16 protein-coding genes and 1 tRNA gene are annotated in these 15687 nt (G+C 70.7%); 11 read left to right on the top strand and 6 right to left on the bottom strand.

Annotated features, from left to right (window positions below; translation table 11 throughout):
* Together RT323_RS12260 and RT323_RS12265 are read right to left on the bottom strand one after the other, a co-directional pair.
* On the bottom strand, positions 1-397 hold a 397-nt coding region (locus RT323_RS12260), incomplete at its 3' end, for a sulfite exporter TauE/SafE family protein (protein ID WP_313408796.1).
* A gap of 64 nt (positions 398-461) precedes the next feature.
* Positions 462-1214 carry an enoyl-CoA hydratase gene (locus RT323_RS12265; protein WP_313408799.1) on the bottom strand — a complete coding sequence of 251 codons (753 nt, stop codon included), beginning with the start codon at positions 1212-1214 and terminating at the stop codon, positions 462-464.
* A 23-nt stretch (positions 1215-1237) separates the two neighbouring features.
* Here RT323_RS12265 and RT323_RS12270 point away from each other — a divergent pair, with 23 nt between their 5' ends.
* Positions 1238-2131 carry an alpha/beta hydrolase gene (locus tag RT323_RS12270; protein WP_313408801.1) on the top strand — a complete coding sequence of 298 codons (894 nt, stop codon included), beginning with the start codon at positions 1238-1240 and terminating at the stop codon, positions 2129-2131.
* 77 nt (positions 2132-2208) lie between these two features.
* Positions 2209-2282, top strand: a tRNA-Gly gene (locus RT323_RS12275).
* 110 nt (positions 2283-2392) lie between these two features.
* Here RT323_RS12275 and RT323_RS12280 read toward each other — a convergent pair.
* Positions 2393-2812, bottom strand: a complete 420-nt coding sequence (locus RT323_RS12280) for a universal stress protein (protein WP_313408804.1) — start codon at positions 2810-2812, stop codon at positions 2393-2395.
* A gap of 119 nt (positions 2813-2931) precedes the next feature.
* On the opposite strand from RT323_RS12280, the gene dcd reads away from it, so the two are divergent.
* From dcd to RT323_RS12320, 8 genes are all read left to right on the top strand, one after another.
* Positions 2932-3510, top strand: coding sequence for a dCTP deaminase (gene dcd, locus RT323_RS12285; protein ID WP_313408806.1), 579 nt, complete (start codon positions 2932-2934; stop codon positions 3508-3510).
* 5 nt (positions 3511-3515) lie between these two features.
* Positions 3516-4325 (top strand): HAD family hydrolase, encoded by an 810-nt coding sequence (locus tag RT323_RS12290; RefSeq protein WP_313408807.1) that lies wholly within the window; start codon positions 3516-3518, stop codon positions 4323-4325.
* 138 nt (positions 4326-4463) lie between these two features.
* Positions 4464-6545, top strand: coding sequence for an Ig-like domain repeat protein (locus RT323_RS12295; RefSeq protein WP_313408810.1), 2082 nt, complete (start codon positions 4464-4466; stop codon positions 6543-6545).
* A gap of 13 nt (positions 6546-6558) precedes the next feature.
* Positions 6559-7050 (top strand): hypothetical protein, encoded by a 492-nt coding sequence (locus tag RT323_RS12300; RefSeq protein ID WP_313408812.1) that lies wholly within the window; start codon positions 6559-6561, stop codon positions 7048-7050.
* A gap of 25 nt (positions 7051-7075) precedes the next feature.
* Positions 7076-7981: a pseudouridine-5'-phosphate glycosidase gene (locus RT323_RS12305; RefSeq protein ID WP_313408814.1), complete on the top strand. Its 906-nt coding sequence runs from the start codon at positions 7076-7078 to the stop codon at positions 7979-7981.
* On the top strand, positions 7978-8847 hold the full coding sequence (locus tag RT323_RS12310; RefSeq protein ID WP_313408816.1) for a sugar kinase: 870 nt from the start codon (positions 7978-7980) through the stop codon (positions 8845-8847). Before RT323_RS12305 ends, RT323_RS12310 begins: the two co-directional genes overlap by 4 nt.
* Before the next feature lie 84 nt (positions 8848-8931).
* Entirely contained in the window at positions 8932-9729 is a 798-nt protein-coding gene (locus tag RT323_RS12315) for a hypothetical protein (RefSeq protein WP_313408819.1), read from the top strand.
* Positions 9704-9829 carry a hypothetical protein gene (locus tag RT323_RS12320; protein WP_313408822.1) on the top strand — a complete coding sequence of 42 codons (126 nt, stop codon included), beginning with the start codon at positions 9704-9706 and terminating at the stop codon, positions 9827-9829. Before RT323_RS12315 ends, RT323_RS12320 begins: the two co-directional genes overlap by 26 nt.
* A gap of 52 nt (positions 9830-9881) precedes the next feature.
* Here RT323_RS12320 and RT323_RS12325 read toward each other — a convergent pair whose 3' ends face one another.
* From RT323_RS12325 to RT323_RS12335, 3 genes are all read right to left on the bottom strand, one after another.
* Positions 9882-12977, bottom strand: a complete 3096-nt coding sequence (locus RT323_RS12325; protein ID WP_313408825.1) for a heterodisulfide reductase-related iron-sulfur binding cluster — start codon at positions 12975-12977, stop codon at positions 9882-9884.
* Between the two features lie 92 nt (positions 12978-13069).
* On the bottom strand, positions 13070-14236 hold the full coding sequence (locus RT323_RS12330) for an MFS transporter (protein ID WP_313408827.1): 1167 nt from the start codon (positions 14234-14236) through the stop codon (positions 13070-13072).
* A 16-nt stretch (positions 14237-14252) separates the two neighbouring features.
* Positions 14253-14798 carry a DUF4916 domain-containing protein gene (locus RT323_RS12335; protein ID WP_313408829.1) on the bottom strand — a complete coding sequence of 182 codons (546 nt, stop codon included), beginning with the start codon at positions 14796-14798 and terminating at the stop codon, positions 14253-14255.
* A 153-nt stretch (positions 14799-14951) separates the two neighbouring features.
* On the opposite strand from RT323_RS12335, the gene RT323_RS12340 reads away from it, so the two are divergent.
* Positions 14952-15687: DUF6801 domain-containing protein (locus RT323_RS12340; protein WP_313408831.1), on the top strand; the 736-nt coding region annotated here is incomplete at its 3' end.

Below are 15687 nucleotides of genomic sequence, written 5' to 3' on the forward strand. Positions count from 1 at the left end.
CGCCCAGGCCCAGCCAGCCGCGTCGGGTCGGCGGGCGCAAGGGCCGGTCGAGTCGTTCGGGCAGCCACGTCGCCGCCAGCACCGCGATCGCGATGAGGGCCTGCAGCGCTGCCTCCGGTGCGCGTTGCGCGAGGGGCAGCGTGAGGGCGCCGGCGGGCAGCAGGAGCACCGAGGTCCACCCGACGACCCGCCAGTCCACGTCCCGCCTCCGGACGATCGTGCGGGTCCCGTTCGAGACGACCTGGATCGCGGCATGCAGCGGGATCGCGACGAGCGGGTCGACGACCGTCAGCAGCATCGCGAGCAGGACGACGCCGCCGCCGAAGCCGAGGACCGCCGTCAGGGCCGAGGTCGCGAACGCGAGCACTCCGACCACCAGGACGGTCTCGGCTCCCATGCGTACCCCGACCCGGCTCAGGCGCCGGGGTCGACCGTGTCCTTCGAGCCCGCCGTACGCGGCATCAGCGCGAGGCGAACTTGGCCGCGAAGGCCGCGAACTCCTCGCTGCTGAGCGACTCGGCCTGCGCCCACGACTCGAAGTTGAGCGACTCGTGCAGGTCGGACCGCGCGGCGATGCCCACGGACTTCTTGATGTCGGCCATCAGCTTGGGGTTGCGCTTGGCCCAGGTCTGGGCGAGCACGGCCGCGCGCGCCTTCGGGTCCTTGGCGATCTCCTGCGCGATGCCCAGGCGCAGGCCGGTCTCGGCGTCGATGATGTCGCCGTTGAACAGGGCCGCCGCGGTGTTGGCCGAGCCGATCCGCTGCGTCAGCATCCAGGTGCAGCCGCCGCCGGGGTGCAGGCCGATGCGGCTGAAGGTCGGGCCGAAACCGGCGTGCGGACCCGCGATGATGACGTCGCACGCCAGGGCGATGTTCAGGCCGGCGCCGACGGCAGCGCCCTGGACGGCCGCGACCGTGGGGATCGAGAGGTTGCGGATCCCCAGGAACGACGAGTACACGTTCATCAGGTGCTCACGCAGGACGTCGGCGGGTCGGCTCGTGTCACCGAAGAGGCTCTCGAGATTGGCCCCGGAGCAGAACGCCTTGCCGGCGCCGGTGACGACGAGGGCGCGCGCGTCCTCGTCCGCGGCGACCTGCTCGACCGCGGAACGGAGCTCCTCGAGCAGGGGCCAGTCGAGCGCGTTGAGGCGGTCGGGTGCGTTGAGGGTGATCTTGCGGACCGGACCGTCGGCTTCGAGTTCGACCAGTGTCATGTGGATCACCCTACGATCGCCCCATGACCGAAGCGAGCATGCCGGTGGTCACCGGCGTGGACCACCGGTGGATCGACGTCGACGGCGTGAGCCTGCACGTTGCCGAGTCGGGAGCGGCTCACCGTTCCGCCTCCCGGCCCTCACTCGTGCTGCTGCACGGGTGGCCACAGCACTGGTTCTGCTGGCGTCACGTGATGCCGGCGCTCGCCGAGACGCATCACGTGGTCGCGATCGACCTGCGAGGCGCGGGCTGGAGCGATGCGCCAGCGGGCGTCGAGGCCTATGACAAGAGGGTCATCGCTGACGAGATCACGCGCGCGATCGAGGTCCTCGAGCTCGACCGGCCCGTGCTGGTCGGTCACGACTGGGGGGCCTGGGTCTCGCTGCTGATCGCCAGTCGCCGTGCCAGCGCCGTGCGAGGTGTCGTCGCAGCGGCGATCGTCGCGCCCTGGGAGCCGATCCCGTGGCACCAGATGTGGCGGTTCGCGTACCAACCGGTCGCCGGCGGCGTGGGCGGTGCGTTCCTGCAACAGAGGGCCGGGCAGGTGCTGCTCAAGGCGATCTTCCGCGGTGGCGCCGCCCGGGGCTTCCGCTGGGAGCGCGGTGACCGGGCCGAGTACCTCGCGCGGTTCCGCGAGCCTGGCCGCGCCAAGGCGGGCGAGTCCCTCTACCGCTCGTTCATGCTGCGCGAGATGCCGGCTCTGGGACGCGGTGAGTACGCGCGACGGGTCACGGACGTCCCGCTGCTGCTCCTGCCGGGCGAGGGCGACCTCGTGCTCGCGCCGAGTCTGGTCCGGCGGGCCGAAGGGCCCGCGAACATCACGGTCCGCGAGATCAAGGGAGCGGGCCACTGGATCCCCGAGGAGCGCCCGGCCGACCTGATCGGACACGTGCGCGACTTCCTGCGCCAGTTCTGACGCAGGATGAGGCATTCGGCCCCGCTCAGGTACCCGGATGCATCATCGTGGCCCGACTCGTTACGATCAGGTCAGCCGCCGGTGTAGCTCAATGGCAGAGCGCTTGCTTCCCAAGCAAGATACGCGGGTTCGATTCCCGTCACCGGCTCCACGAGCGGAGCGAGTGCTCCCGGCGACGGGAATCGAAGTGGGCCCCGTCCTCGCGCCGAAGGCGCCGCCGAGGGATCCCGTCACCGGCTCCACTCCACGAGCGGCGTCCGCTCAGGTCGTCTTGACGATGTACACGTCGCACGGCGCGTGGTGGGCCACGTCGGCGGCGACGCTGCCCAGGACGCGTCCGATGCCCTGCACGCGTCGGTTGCCCACCACGATGACGTCCGCGCCGATCTCCTTCGCGACCTGCACCAGCGCGTCCGCCGGCTTGCCCGGAGCGGGGCTGGACTCGACGGTTCCGCGGTAGGAGAGGCCCTCGGCGACCTGGCGCGCGATGGCCTCGGCGCGCTCGCCGGGGCTGAGTGGTTGCATGCCGGGCGGGAGGTCGGTGGCGGCGCTGGCCTTCTCGTCGACCGCGGTCACGATGTGCAGGGCGGCGCCGGTGGCTGATGCGAGTCCCGCGGCGACCTCCGCCGCACGAGAAGCGGTGTCACTGCCGTCGACGCCGACGAGGATGGTCTTGTACACGTGGTCTCCTCACGATTGCCGTACTCGCACCATGGCACACGAAAGGTCCACGCGCCTCGGGACGAGCACCGCTTCGATGACGATCTCATCGCACGCCGTGGGTGCGTTAGGTTCTTCTCGTGCTGCTTTCGGACCGCGACATCCTCGCCGAGATCGATGCCGGGCGGGTCGCCCTCGACCCCTACGACGCCTCGATGATCCAGCCGTCGAGCATCGACGTGCGACTCGACAAGTTCTTCCGTGTCTTCGACAACCACAAGTACCCGCACATCGACCCGTCGCAGGACCAGTCCGACCTGACGCGCCCCATCGAGGTGACCGGTGACGACGCGTTCGTCCTGCACCCGGGCGAGTTCGTCCTCGGCTCGACCTTCGAGTACGTGACGCTGCCCGACGACATCGCCGCGCGCCTCGAGGGCAAGTCGTCGCTCGGTCGCCTCGGCCTGATGACCCACTCGACCGCCGGATTCATCGACCCCGGCTTCCAAGGCCACATCACGCTCGAGCTGGCCAACGTCGCCACGCTGCCGATCAAGCTCTACCCCGGCATGAAGATCGGGCAGCTCTGCTTCTTCCGGCTGACCTCGCCGGCCGCGAACCCTTACGGGTCCGAGAAGTACGGCTCCCGTTATCAGGGCCAGCGCGGGCCGACGGCCTCGCGGTCCCACACGAACTTCCACCGGAGTGTGATCGACTGAGGGGCATGACCGCCCCCGACATCCGCCTGGTCGTGGCCGACCTGGACGGCACCCTCCTCGACGAGCACAAGCAGATGCCGACGGGCACGTTCGAGCTCGTCCGCGACCTGCAGGCCGCGGGCGTGGCGTTCGCGCCCGCCAGCGGCCGCCAGTGGGCCACGCTCGCGGCGATGTTCGAGGAGGTCGCCGACGACCTGGTGATCATCGCCGAGAACGGCGCCTACGTGACCGACCGCGGCAAGCAGGTCGCCGTGCATCCGCTCGACTCCGACTGGGTGGCCGGCGCGGTGCGCGAGACCGAGGCCCTCGCCGACCAGGGGGTCGACCTCGGCATCGTCGTGTGTGGGGTGAGGTCCGCCTGGATCACCCGCACCGACCGGAGGTTCCTCGATCAGGTCGAGCCGTACTACCGGCGCCTCCAGGTGACCGACGACCTGACGTCCGTGGACGACACGATCATCAAGCTCGCCGTGCACGACTTCGGCGACCTCGAGGCGGTGACGGCGCCGTTCCTGCAGGAGTACTGCGCGCCCCGTCCCGTCGCGATCAGCGGGGCGCACTGGGTCGACGTCATGGCCGAGGGCGTCGACAAGGGCCTGGCGGTGCGCGAGCTGCAGGCCGAGATGGGAATCGACGCCACCCAGACCATGGTCTTCGGCGACTACCTCAATGACTACGAGATGCTGCAGGCCGCCGACTGGTCGTTCGCGATGAGCAACGCGCATCCGGACATCCTCGACATCGCGAACTACACCGCTCCGCCGAACCACGAGAACGGCGTCATCACCACGGTCCGCTCCGTCCTCGGGCTCTGACGCCGCCTCAGCCGCACCATCCGACGCACGAGCGACCTCGCGTCACGAATTTGCTGGTAAGAGAACGCTTTCGCCGCACGACCGTCCTGACCGGTGTGACCCTGAGGGCTCGGGGGCACGTTCGCGGAGGTGATGGTCATGAGTCGGTCGTTGCGGTGGTTCCTCGGCCCGGTGCTGGTACTCGCGGGTCTCGTGGCAGCGGCCCCGGCGGGCGCGGTCCCACCCGAGCCATATCGCCTCGCGACGGGTCTGGAGGGCGCGCCGAGCGCGGCTCACGTCGCCCTGGGTGACCGGGTCTTCTGGGTCACGCACGGCAACAGCGGCACGAGCTCCGCCGACAGCGACCTGTGGACCTCCGACGGGACCACCGCCGGCACCCGCGAGTTCGTGGATCCTCACCCCGGCGGGTTCGCCCGCGTCAGCAGCCTGCACGCGTACGGCGACGGCTTCGTGTTCACCGCCGACGACGGCACCCACGGGTCCGAGCTCTGGTACTCCGACGGGACGGCGGGGGGGACCGCCATGGTCGCGGACCTGACCGTCGGGTCCGCCGCCACCTGGTTCCTCGATGCGGGGCCCGGCGCCGTGTACGTGGCCGCCGACGACGGCGCACACGGGCGCGAGCTCTACCGCTGGGGCGGGCCTGGCTCGGCACCGCAGCTGCTGGACATCAACACCACAGCGCGAATGACCTCGGACGAGGAGCTGCAGGCGCAGTGGCGCACGCAGTGGACCGATTCCAGTCCCGGCGCCCTGGGCATGATCGGGAGCTCCCTGGTGTTCACCGCAGACCAGACGATCAGGACGGCGCGCGTCGACGAGTGGGGCGACCATCACGTCGCGACGTCGGGCACGGGGAGGGAGCTGTGGAGAGTCGGCCCGACGGGCGCGCCGCAGCTCGTCAGGGACATCACGCAGACCGACGGCCGGGGCGACCCCGACCCGACGGAGAGCACGCGGTTCTCGGAGCGCACCGGCACCGCGATCCTCGGCGGGTCGATGTACTTCCTCACGGACGGCACGGACGACGACGCCGTGGCCCCCGAGCTGTGGCGGTCCGATGGCACGGGCGCGGGAACGTCCCGAGTCGGCGCGCCGCACCTGGCCTTCGTCGAGGACCACTGGGACTTCCAGCCCGTCGCCGCCGGCGGCCGCCTGTTCTACCGCGCCTGGAGCGGCAACTGGGACGGCGTCTGGGCCACGAGCGGTGCCGGGATCGGTCAGCGTGTGAGCCCGGCCGGCGACGCGACCGATCCCGTCACGTTGGGCTCCGGTGTGGTCTTCGGGCTCGAGCAGGACGCGACCGGCCGGGAGCCGTGGTTCTCGGACGGCGCGACCTCGATCCCGCTGGCGAACCTGCGCGCCGGCGCGGCCGGCTCGAACCCGTTCCCGTTCGCCACCTGGGGGGCGCACGCGTACTTCGGGGCGAACGGCGGCACCGGCAGGGACATCTACCGGACCGACGGCACGGCCGCGGGGACCGAGCGCGTCATGGACCTGCCCAACGAGGCGGGTGCGGTCGTCGACGGCCCGATGACCTTCTTCGGTGCCGGGAGCACGCTGTTCTTCCTGAACAGCCCGGACAACGACCGCAACGTCGGCAACGAGCTGTGGGTGTTCGACCCGAACCGCGTCGTCGACGCGCACGCGACCACGACGGTCCTCCGAGGACCGGCCTCGGTCGCCTTCGGTGCGGGAGGGACGCTCACGGTCACGGTCGCCGGCACCGGCGGACCGCCCACCGGCACCGTCACCATCAGGGACGGCGGCACGGTGCTGGGCACGGCCACCCTGGCCGCGGGCCGCGCGACGTTCTCCCTCCCGACGAGCCTGCGACTGGGCGGGCACACGTTGACGGCCACCTACGACGGCAGTGCGGCGTTCGATTCGTCGGTGTCGGCCCCGCTCGTGGTCACGGTCAAGGCCGCCACGAAGCTGGGCGGGCGCGTCAACGACCTGACGTTCACGGCCAGGAACAACATCCGCGTCACCGCCACGCTGACCACCACCCCCGCGATCAACGCCACCGGCCGCCTGCAGCTGCTCGTCGACGGACGTGCCCGCGTGACGGCGGCCCTCGCCGCACGCCACCGGAACCGGCTCACGCTCGTCAGCAAGCCACTCAGGCCCGGGCGCCACCGGATCCAGCTGGTCTTCTCGAACTCTCCCAACGCCATGGACGCCAGGACCGGCGTCGTCACGATCGCGGTCTACAGATGAGGAAGGCACAACGATGAGAACGACACGGATGACGGTGCTCGCGACCCTGCTCGCGGCGCTCGTGCTGGCCTTCGCGCCGGCAGCCCAGGCCGGCTCGCACCGGACGACGACGAAGTGGCGCAACTGCGACACGCTGAAGGCGGCGATCGCCGTCCGCGTGACCTTCCCGAACGTGGCCGCCATCCACGGGGAGGGCCGATACATGGTGAAGCGCTGGATCGAGTGGGAGTACTTCAAGGGCGGCAAGTGGAAGGAGGCCGACCGCCGCTACACGGAGTCGAGCTGGCTGAAGATCACGAACGAGAACTACGACTGGGTGACCACGCCGGGTGACCGGACCGGTTGGCAGGAGCTCTACTACAGCCACTGGCGCGCCAAGGTCACGGTGAAGCTCATCAAGAACCGGCCCGGCCCGCGGGACAAGAAGGTCGACGACATCCAGATCTTCCCGATGAAGGGCTCGTTCCGCGAGCTCGGCAGCAACTGCGGCTACGAGTTCTTTTGACTCCGTGCCTCGGTAGGGTCGGGGGGTGAAGGTCCAGCCATCGCCCGAGGTCGCCGCCGCGCTCGCTGAGGGCCGCCCCGTCGTCGCGCTCGAGTCCACCATCATCAGCCACGGCCTGCCGCGTCCGGACAACCTCGCCGCCGCTCAGGAGTTCGAGGAGATCCTGCGGTCGCAGGGCGTCACACCCGCGACGATCGCCGTGCTCGACGGCGAGCTCAAGGCCGGGCTGACCCCGGACGAGCTGGCCCGCATCGCGAACGAGGACATCCCCAAGCTCACGGTGCGTGACCTGCCGGTCGTCCTGGGCATGGCGGGCAGCGGCGCCACCACCGTCGCCGCGACGTCGTGGATCGCCGATCGCGCCGGGATCCGCGTCTTCGCCACGGGCGGACTCGGTGGCGTGCACCGCGGCGCGTCAGACACGTACGACGAGTCGGCCGACCTCACCGTCCTGGGCCAGGTCCCGATCACGGTCGTGTCCGCCGGCGTGAAGTCGATCCTGGACATCCCGGCCACGCTCGAGCGCCTCGAGACCCTGGGCGTCATCGTGCTGGGGTTCCGCACGAAGGACTTCCCCAGCTTCTGGCTGACGTCGTCGGGACACGAGCTGGACTGGCGCGCCGAGGACGCGTTCGCGGTGGCCGCCGTGATGCACAGTCGCGACGCCCTGGGCCTCACGTCGGGGATCGTCGTGGCCAACCCCCTGCCCGAGGAGAAGCAGCTCGATCCGGCGGTCCACGATGCGGCCCTCGAGCAGGCGCTCGGCGAGGCCGAGGCGAAGGGCTTGTCGGGCAAGGAGGTCACTCCGTTCCTGCTCAAGCGCATCGTCGAGCTGACCGACGGCACCAGCCTCGCGGTCAACCTCGACATCGCCCGCAACAACATCGAGGTCGCGGCGCGCATCGCGAGGGCCGCGGTGGAGTACCCGTGATCCTCGTCGTCGGGGACGTCGTCGACGACATCGGCGTCCTGCCCCTCGAACCGGTCGCACCCCGCAGCGACACCCGCGCGCAGATCCGCATGACGCCCGGTGGCTCGGCCGCCAACACCGCCGCGTGGCTCGGCTTCCTCGGCTCGCCGGCACGCTTCTTCGGCAAGGTCGGCAACGACGGGGTCGAGCGTCACGCTGCGTCGCTGCGCGAACACCAGGTGGATCCTCGGCTCGTCGCTGATCCGTTGCTCCCGACGGCCACGATCGTGCTGACCCTCGACGACGACGCCGACCGCACGATGTACGTCGACCGGGCCGCCAACGGGACCCTGACGCTCGACGACCTGGACGACGGGCTGTGGGCGGACGTCGACTGGCTGCACCTGACCGGATACACGTTCTTCGACCCCGAGACCCGCGCCGTCGCGGTCGAGCTGATCGCCGAGGCCAAGCGGCGCGGCGCGGGCGTCAGCGTCGACCCCAGCACGACCGCGTTCCTGCGCGAGGTCACGCCGGAGGCCTTCGTCGACTGGACCAGCGGGGTCGACCTGCTGATGCCGAACCTCGACGAGGCGCGCCTGCTGGTGGGCGCGACCGGCCCGTTCGTCGACTTCGACGCCCTCACCCGCATGTACCCGCAGGTCGCGGTGACGCTCGGCTCGATGGGAGCGGCCTACGTCGCCGGATCGGTGCGTGAGCAGGTGGCGGCTCCTCGTGTGCAGGTCATCGACACCACCGGCGCCGGCGACGCGTTCGCCGCGGGCTTCCTCGCCTCGTGGGTGGAGAGGAAGGACGCGCGCGTGGCGCTGCAGGGCGGGATCGGCGCAGCCAGCCGGTGCGTCCAGCAGCGCGGTGCTCGTCCCTGACCCATCGGGTCCGGGAGCGACGCCGAGGCCGGCGACCTCGTCGATTCGCCTCCGCGCGCGCGGCTCCCACGGCACGATGGTCCGGTGCGAGCGTGGTGGGACCGGGTCTCGGGCGCCGCGCGGCGCCGTGACGAATGGACCCGTCGCGCCTTCGAGGAGCTGGAGTCGCTCGATCACGCCGGGGCCGGTCCGCGCGACTGGCGCACGGCAGCCATCCCTCGCGGTGGGCCGCGACGCAGGCTGGGGCTCGCCGCCTTCGGGGTCGCGGCCGTGCTCATGTGGGCTCCCGTGTCGGGGCTGGCGTCCGGCACCCCAGAGCCCGGAGGCGTGTGGAGGCCGCAGCTCGTCCGGGACACCGCCGACCGTCCCGCCGACGCGCGGCGCGAGCGGTTGCTGCCCGCGCCCCGGGTGCCCCGCAGTGAGGCGTTCGCGCTGATGCGCGAGGCGCAGGACGGGAGGCCGCCGGTCACCTATGACCCCTGCATCCCGATCCATGTCGAGATCAACCCGCGCACCGGTGGCGCGAACGCCGTCCCGCTGGTGGAGGACGCGCTCGACGACGTCCAGGCCGCGACCGGCCTCGAGTTCGTGGTGGACGGCCTGACCGAACGTCCGCCGCGGATGGGTGGTGAGGTCCGTCGTCAGGACCTGCGTCGCCCTGTCCTGGTCGCCTGGTCGGACCCGGCCGAGGTGCCCGAGCTGGACGGTGTGACAGCGGGCCTCGGCGGCAGTGTGGCGGTCCGCTCCGGGTCGCACGAGCGCTACGTGACCGGCCAGGTGGCGCTCGACGGCCCCGCGCTCGCGGGGATGTCCGAGGCGGAGCAGTGTGGCGGTCATCCGGCACGAGCTGGGGCACGTGGTCGGCCTCGCGCACGTCGATGACCCGCGCGAGCTGATGTTCCCGGAGAGCACGGGTTCGACGCAGTGGGGCCCGGGCGACCGGTACGGACTCGCGATGCTGGGCTCCGGGACCTGCAACTGAGGAAGCCCGCCCCACCCCTAAGGGTGGAACGGGCTTCCGCACTGTGAGGTAATCAGGCCTTCGAGTCGTCCTCGTCGTCCTGGGCCGTCTCGCCGGCCGACTCGCTGAGCTCGGCGCCCGACGGGTTCGCATCACTGAGCGGGACCGAGTCCTCCGACACCGGGTCGGGGTTCGGCGCGTCCTCGACCGGCGTGATCGAGGCCAGCTCCTCCTGCTCCGACGTCTGCTCCGCGTGCTTCTCGGCCGGGATCTCGGGGCGCGAGTCGTCGTAGACGACGGCCTCGGCATCGGGATCGGTCGAGTCGCCGACCTCGGGGTGAGGATCGGCCTTCGGGGCCTCGGTCGCCTCGCGGTGGTGCTCCGGCTGCTCCTCGTCCTCGATCGCGTCGAGCAGCGACGGCTGCTCGTGACCGGCCTTCGGCTCGGGCTCGGGCTCGGGCTCGGCGGCAACCTCCGGCTCCGGCTCAGGCGTGGACTCGGGCTCGGCGGCCGGCTCGGGCTCGGCCTTCTCCTCGTCCGGCACCTGCGGTGCGGGCTGGGCCGCCGCGCCGGGGTCGGACTCGGCCGGGGTCGGATCCTGCTCGACCGGCTCGGGATCGGACTGGGCCGGCTCGTCCTCGGGCTCGGTCGCGACCGCGACGGGCTTGGTGCCCTCGTGGTCGAGCGCACCCTCGGGAGTGGCGTCGCCCTTCTCGAAGATGCCGCCCGCGGTGCCCTTGTCGTCGACGGCGACGTTGTGCTTCGCGGCCATCTCGGCATCCTCGGCGCGGCTGTCGCCCTCCGGGTTGTCGAGGTCGTCACCGGCGTCCTTCGGGGCGTCGGCCGACTCGTGGACGTCGGCGGCAGGACCCGCATCGGCCGTGTCGGTGATCGTCTCGGGATCGGCCTTCGCCTCGGGTCCGGGCTCGGCGTCCGTCGGTTCGTCGCCGGCGGCGTCGTCGGTCGCGGCCGCGGCGGTCACGGCCTCGGCCTCGGCGATGACGTCCTCCTCGGAGCGCTTGACGGCCTGCAGCAGCAGCTGCGCGACGTCCAGCACCTCGACGTTGACGAGCGACTCGTCGTCGGCCTGCTTGGCCGTCAGGCCATCGGCCAGCATGACGCGGCAGAACGGGCAGCCCACGGCGATCTTCTCCGCGCCGGTGCCGATGGCCTCCTCGGTGCGGTTGATGTTGATCCGCGAGCCGATCTTCTCCTCCATCCACATGCGGGCGCCGCCGGCGCCGCAGCAGAAGGACCGGTCCTTGGTGCGCTCCATCTCGACGAAGTCGGCACCGGTCGCACCGATCAGCTCGCGCGGGGGCGAGTAGACCTGGTTGTGGCGGCCGAGGAAGCACGGGTCGTGGTACGTGACCTTGGCCTGCGGAGCGGCGGACGCGACCGGCTTGAGCTTCTTCTCGCGCACGAGGCGGTTGAGCAGCTGCGTGTGGTGCACGACCTCGAGCTCGACGCCCAGCTCCTTATACTCGTTCTTGAGCGTGTTGAAGCAGTGGGCGCAGGTCGAGACGACCTTCTTGACCTTGGTCTCCTCGAAGACCGCGACGTTCTCCATCGCGAGCTGCTTGAAGACGATCTCGTTGCCGGCGCGGCGAGCCGAGTCGCCCGAGCAGGTCTCACCGTCGCCCAGCACCGCGAACGTGACGCCCGCGATGTTGAGCAGCTCGGCGACGGCCTGCGTCGTCTTCTTGGCGCGGTCCTCGAAGGCACCGGCGCAGCCGACCCAGAACAGCCATTCGACCTCGTCGAGCGACTCGACGTCGACGCCGACCTGCTTGACCTCGAAGTCGAGGTCCTCGGCCCACTTCATGCGGTCGCGCGGGTTCATGCCCCACGGGTTCCCCTTGCGCTCGAGGCCCTTGAAGATGTTGTTGAGCTCGGCAGGGAAGTTGGACTCGACGAGCACCTGGTAGCGGCGCATGTTGTCGATGTGGTCGACGTGCTCGATGTCGACGGGGCACTGCTGGACGCAGGCGCCGCAGTTGGTGCAGGACCACAGGACGTCGGGGTCGATGACGCCGAACAGGTCCTCGGTGCCGATGAGCGGGCGCTCCAGCTCGCGCTGCTGCTCCTCGGTGAGGGTCTCGGGGTCCGAGCCGAGCAGCGGGATCTTCGCGTAGGCGTGCTCGCGCAGGCCCATCATCAGCAGCTTGGGCGAGAGCGGCTTCTCGGTGTTCCAGGCGGGGCACTGGCTCTGGCAACGACCGCACTCGGTGCAGGTCGTCATGTCGAGCAGGCCCTTCCAGCTGAAGTCCTCGACCTTGCCGACGCCGAGCTTCTCGAAGTCCTCCTCCTCGAGGTCCTCCATCTTCTCGAGGTCGAGCGGCTCGCCGTTGACGTAGAGCGGGACCAGGGCGCCCAGGGCGGTGCCGCCGTCGACCTCGCGCTTGAAGTAGATGTTGAACCACGCGGTGAAGCGGTGCCAGGCCACGCCCATCGTCAGGTTCTTGCCGATGACCATCAGCCAGACCGTGGCCGAGAGGACCTTGACCAGGGCGATCAGGACGATCGCGGTCTCGAGGCCGGAGACCGACAGGCCGGACCAGAGCGTCCCACCGATCCAGCTGGTGAGCGGGAAGTGGAAGGCGCTGGCGTGACTGTCACCCTCGAGGGACATCAGCTGGTACTCGGCGCCGCGGATGAGGATGCCGGCACCGCACTCGAGCAGGACCATGGCCTCGACGAAGTAGGCCTGGCCGAAGCGCGAGCCGAAGAAGCGGCTCTTGCGGCCCTCGGTGCGCGGGTGGTTGCGCTGGCGGACGATGATGAGCGCGATGATGCCGATCAGGCCGAGCCACGCGATGGCCTCGCTGACCCACTCGAACAGGAAGAAGTGGCCGATCAGCGGCAGCACGAGGTGCGGGTTCCAGACCTGCAGGTAGGCGGTCGCCACCGCCGAGCTCAAGATGATGAAGCTCAGGTAGATGAACCAGTGCATGATGCCGACCCAGTGCCACTGCAGCATCCGCGTGTGACCGAAGGTCTCGATCAGCATGTTCTTCGTGCGGCGCACCGGGTCGTCCGTGCGTCCGTAGGCGGGCGTGCCCGTGCGGATGACACCGAGCATGCGCTTGATGCCCGGTGCCAGCAGGTACACCGCCACCGCCGTCGAGAGCAGCGTCAGGACGCCGGCGATGATGTTGATCGGTTCCATGCCGATTCCTCTCGGGTTCGAGCAGTTTGTTTTGACCCTAATGCGCGGGGTCTGCGTCGGCTCACTAAGGCAAGCCAAAGCCGTTTCGAAGGTTACCTGTCAGTAGCAACGGGGACGAGGAAGACCGCGACGAGGGGGAACGAGGCGGCCAGGGCGAAGGCCCAGCCGTAGCCGGCCTGCTGGATCACGGCGCCCACGACGGGAGGCACGGCCGCGGCGGTGAGGTACTGGCCGGTGTTCTGGATCCCGAAGGCGCGGCCCGACCACCGAGGTCCGGCGATCTCGGCCACGGCGGTGAAGGCCAGGCCGTTGTCGGCGACCGTGATCACGGTGGCGGCCACCATGATCGCGACCGCCACGGGCGAGCCGTCGAGCACCGCGAGCACGAGCATCACGACGGTCGCCGCGACCGCGACGAGGCGCATGGGCCCGAGCCGGTCGGCGACCCGGTCGGACCACCAGCCGGCACCGATGCGCCCGGCGGCACCGAGCACCTGGGACGCGGCGTAGAGCAGGCCGGCCGCAGCGGCACTCCAGCCGTGCCGATCGATGAGCCACAGCAGCATGAAGGTCCAGACGACGTACTGGGGGATGACCAGCAGGGCCGAGGCGGCATGGATCCGGGTCAGTCGCAGGTCCCCGCGGTACGGGTTCGCGATGGCATCGGCGTGCTCGCCGGTCGACCGGGACGGGTCGACGACGGTCGCGGCGATGAAGGCGGTCGCCGCGACCGCGACGACGAGGCACAGCACGGTGATCGAGACGAGGCCACGGGACTGCACCCAGCTCGGCACGACGAGCGCGGCCGCACCGACGCCGAGCGGCAGCCCGGTCTGGCGGATGCCCATCGCCAGGCCGCGCCTCTCGGCCGGGAACCAGCCGACGACCAGCCGCCCGCTCGCGGAGTTGGAGCTGCCGGCCGCGACGCCGCACACGAAGAACCCGGCGGCCAGCAGCACGATGCTGTCCGTGCGCGCACCCGCGACCGTGATGGTGCAGCCCGCCACCAGCAGGAGCAGGCCGGAGACGAGGGAGCGGCGCTCGCCGACGCGGTCCACGACGACACCCCAGGCCACGAGGGTGAGCAGGGTTCCCACGGTCGGTGCGGCGGCCAGCGCTCCGGCGCTCACCAGCGACAGGCCCTCGTCGAGATGCAGGTGCGGGATGAGCAGCAGCGGCGTGCTGACGATGGCCGTCTCGGTGACCTGCGCGACCATGGCCGCCACGAGCATGAGCCAGGGGCTCGGGCGGCCCTTCATCGAGCCGTCCGGCGGCTCACCTCAGGGCGCCGACGTGCGCGAGCGCCTGCTGCAGCAGGACGCCGCGGCCGCCCTCGAGCTCGTCGAGGATGGCGGGGGTGAGCGCCTCCTCGGGCGTCACCCACGTCAGCTCGAGCGCGTCCTGGCGCGGATCGCACTCACCCGTCACGGCCACGACGTAGGCCAGGGCCACGGCGTGCTGGCGGGCGTCGTACATCGGCGTGATGCCCGGCATCGGGAAGTACTCCGCGACGGTGAACGGCACGATGTCGGCCGGCAGCTGCGGGAACGCGGTGGGACCGAGGTCCTTCTCGAGGTTGCGCATGAGGGCCGTGCGGATCGGCTCGCCGTGCAGCACGCGGCCCGAGACGAACGAGCGCGCCAACGTGCCGGTGGTGGACGACCCGCGCAGCAACAGGCCGACGGACTCGACCTGGCCGAGGCTGTCGAGCCGCACAGGGACGGCCTCGACGTAGAGGATCGGGACGCGGGCGCGGGTCTCCTCCAGCTGGAACTCCGAGAGCCAGCCGGGATTCGGGTCGGGGGTTCGCACGGAGGACATGCGCCCATTGTGGTCGATGCCGCCCCGCGAGGTTGGTGAAGAGCGACCGGACACGGGTTGTCACTGTCAGTTACAGCGCTTATGGTGAGGTGGATCACACGCATTTCGGCACGCGTTCCCTGCGTTCGCGCGCCACAACGAGGGGAATCACCTGTGAGTTTCACGTTTTCACCGTCCCGGCGAGCGACAGCAGGTGTCGCCGCGCTGGGACTGGCCGCCGCAGGGGCCGTCGGCGCCGGGTTCTTCAGCCCGGCCGCGGCAGACCAGACGCTGGAGAAGGAGTTCGCGTTCAAGTGCGAGGTCGTCGCCGGCGGACTGAATCTCGGAGTCCAGGACATCGGCGTCGAGGCGTCGACCGTGGTCCCGGACTCCGTCGCTCCCGGTGACACGATCCCCTCGACAGCGGTGAACATCACGCTGACGATGCCCGAGCTGCTGCGCCAGTCCACCGCGCTGCTGCTCGGTGGCCGCGAGGCCGACGGCGCCTCGACCGACTCGTCGGTCACGCTCACGTCGGCCGGCGAGACCATGGTCGTCCCGATCCCCGAGCTGGGCTCGGCGCGCACGCCGATCCCGCAGGTCGCCAACGAGCCGTGGCTGATCCCCGCGACCGGCACCGTCCCCCCGATCACGGTCCCCGACTACGTCGCCGACACGGTCGTGGTGGGCATGCCGAAGACCTTCAACATCGCGGCCACCATCTACAAGGCCGACAACAGCACCATCCCGTCGACGCTGTCATGCACCGGTCCCGACGAGCTGACGCTCGGGACGATCGCCGTCAGCGCGCCGACCGAGGAGCCGACGACGGAGCCGACCAGCGAGCCGACGACCGAGCCGACGACGGAGCCCACCGAGGAGCCGACGACGGAGCCGACCAGCGAGCCGA

The sequence above is a fragment of the Aeromicrobium sp. genome (assembly GCF_032084975.1).
Lineage (GTDB): Bacteria > Actinomycetota > Actinomycetes > Propionibacteriales > Nocardioidaceae > Aeromicrobium.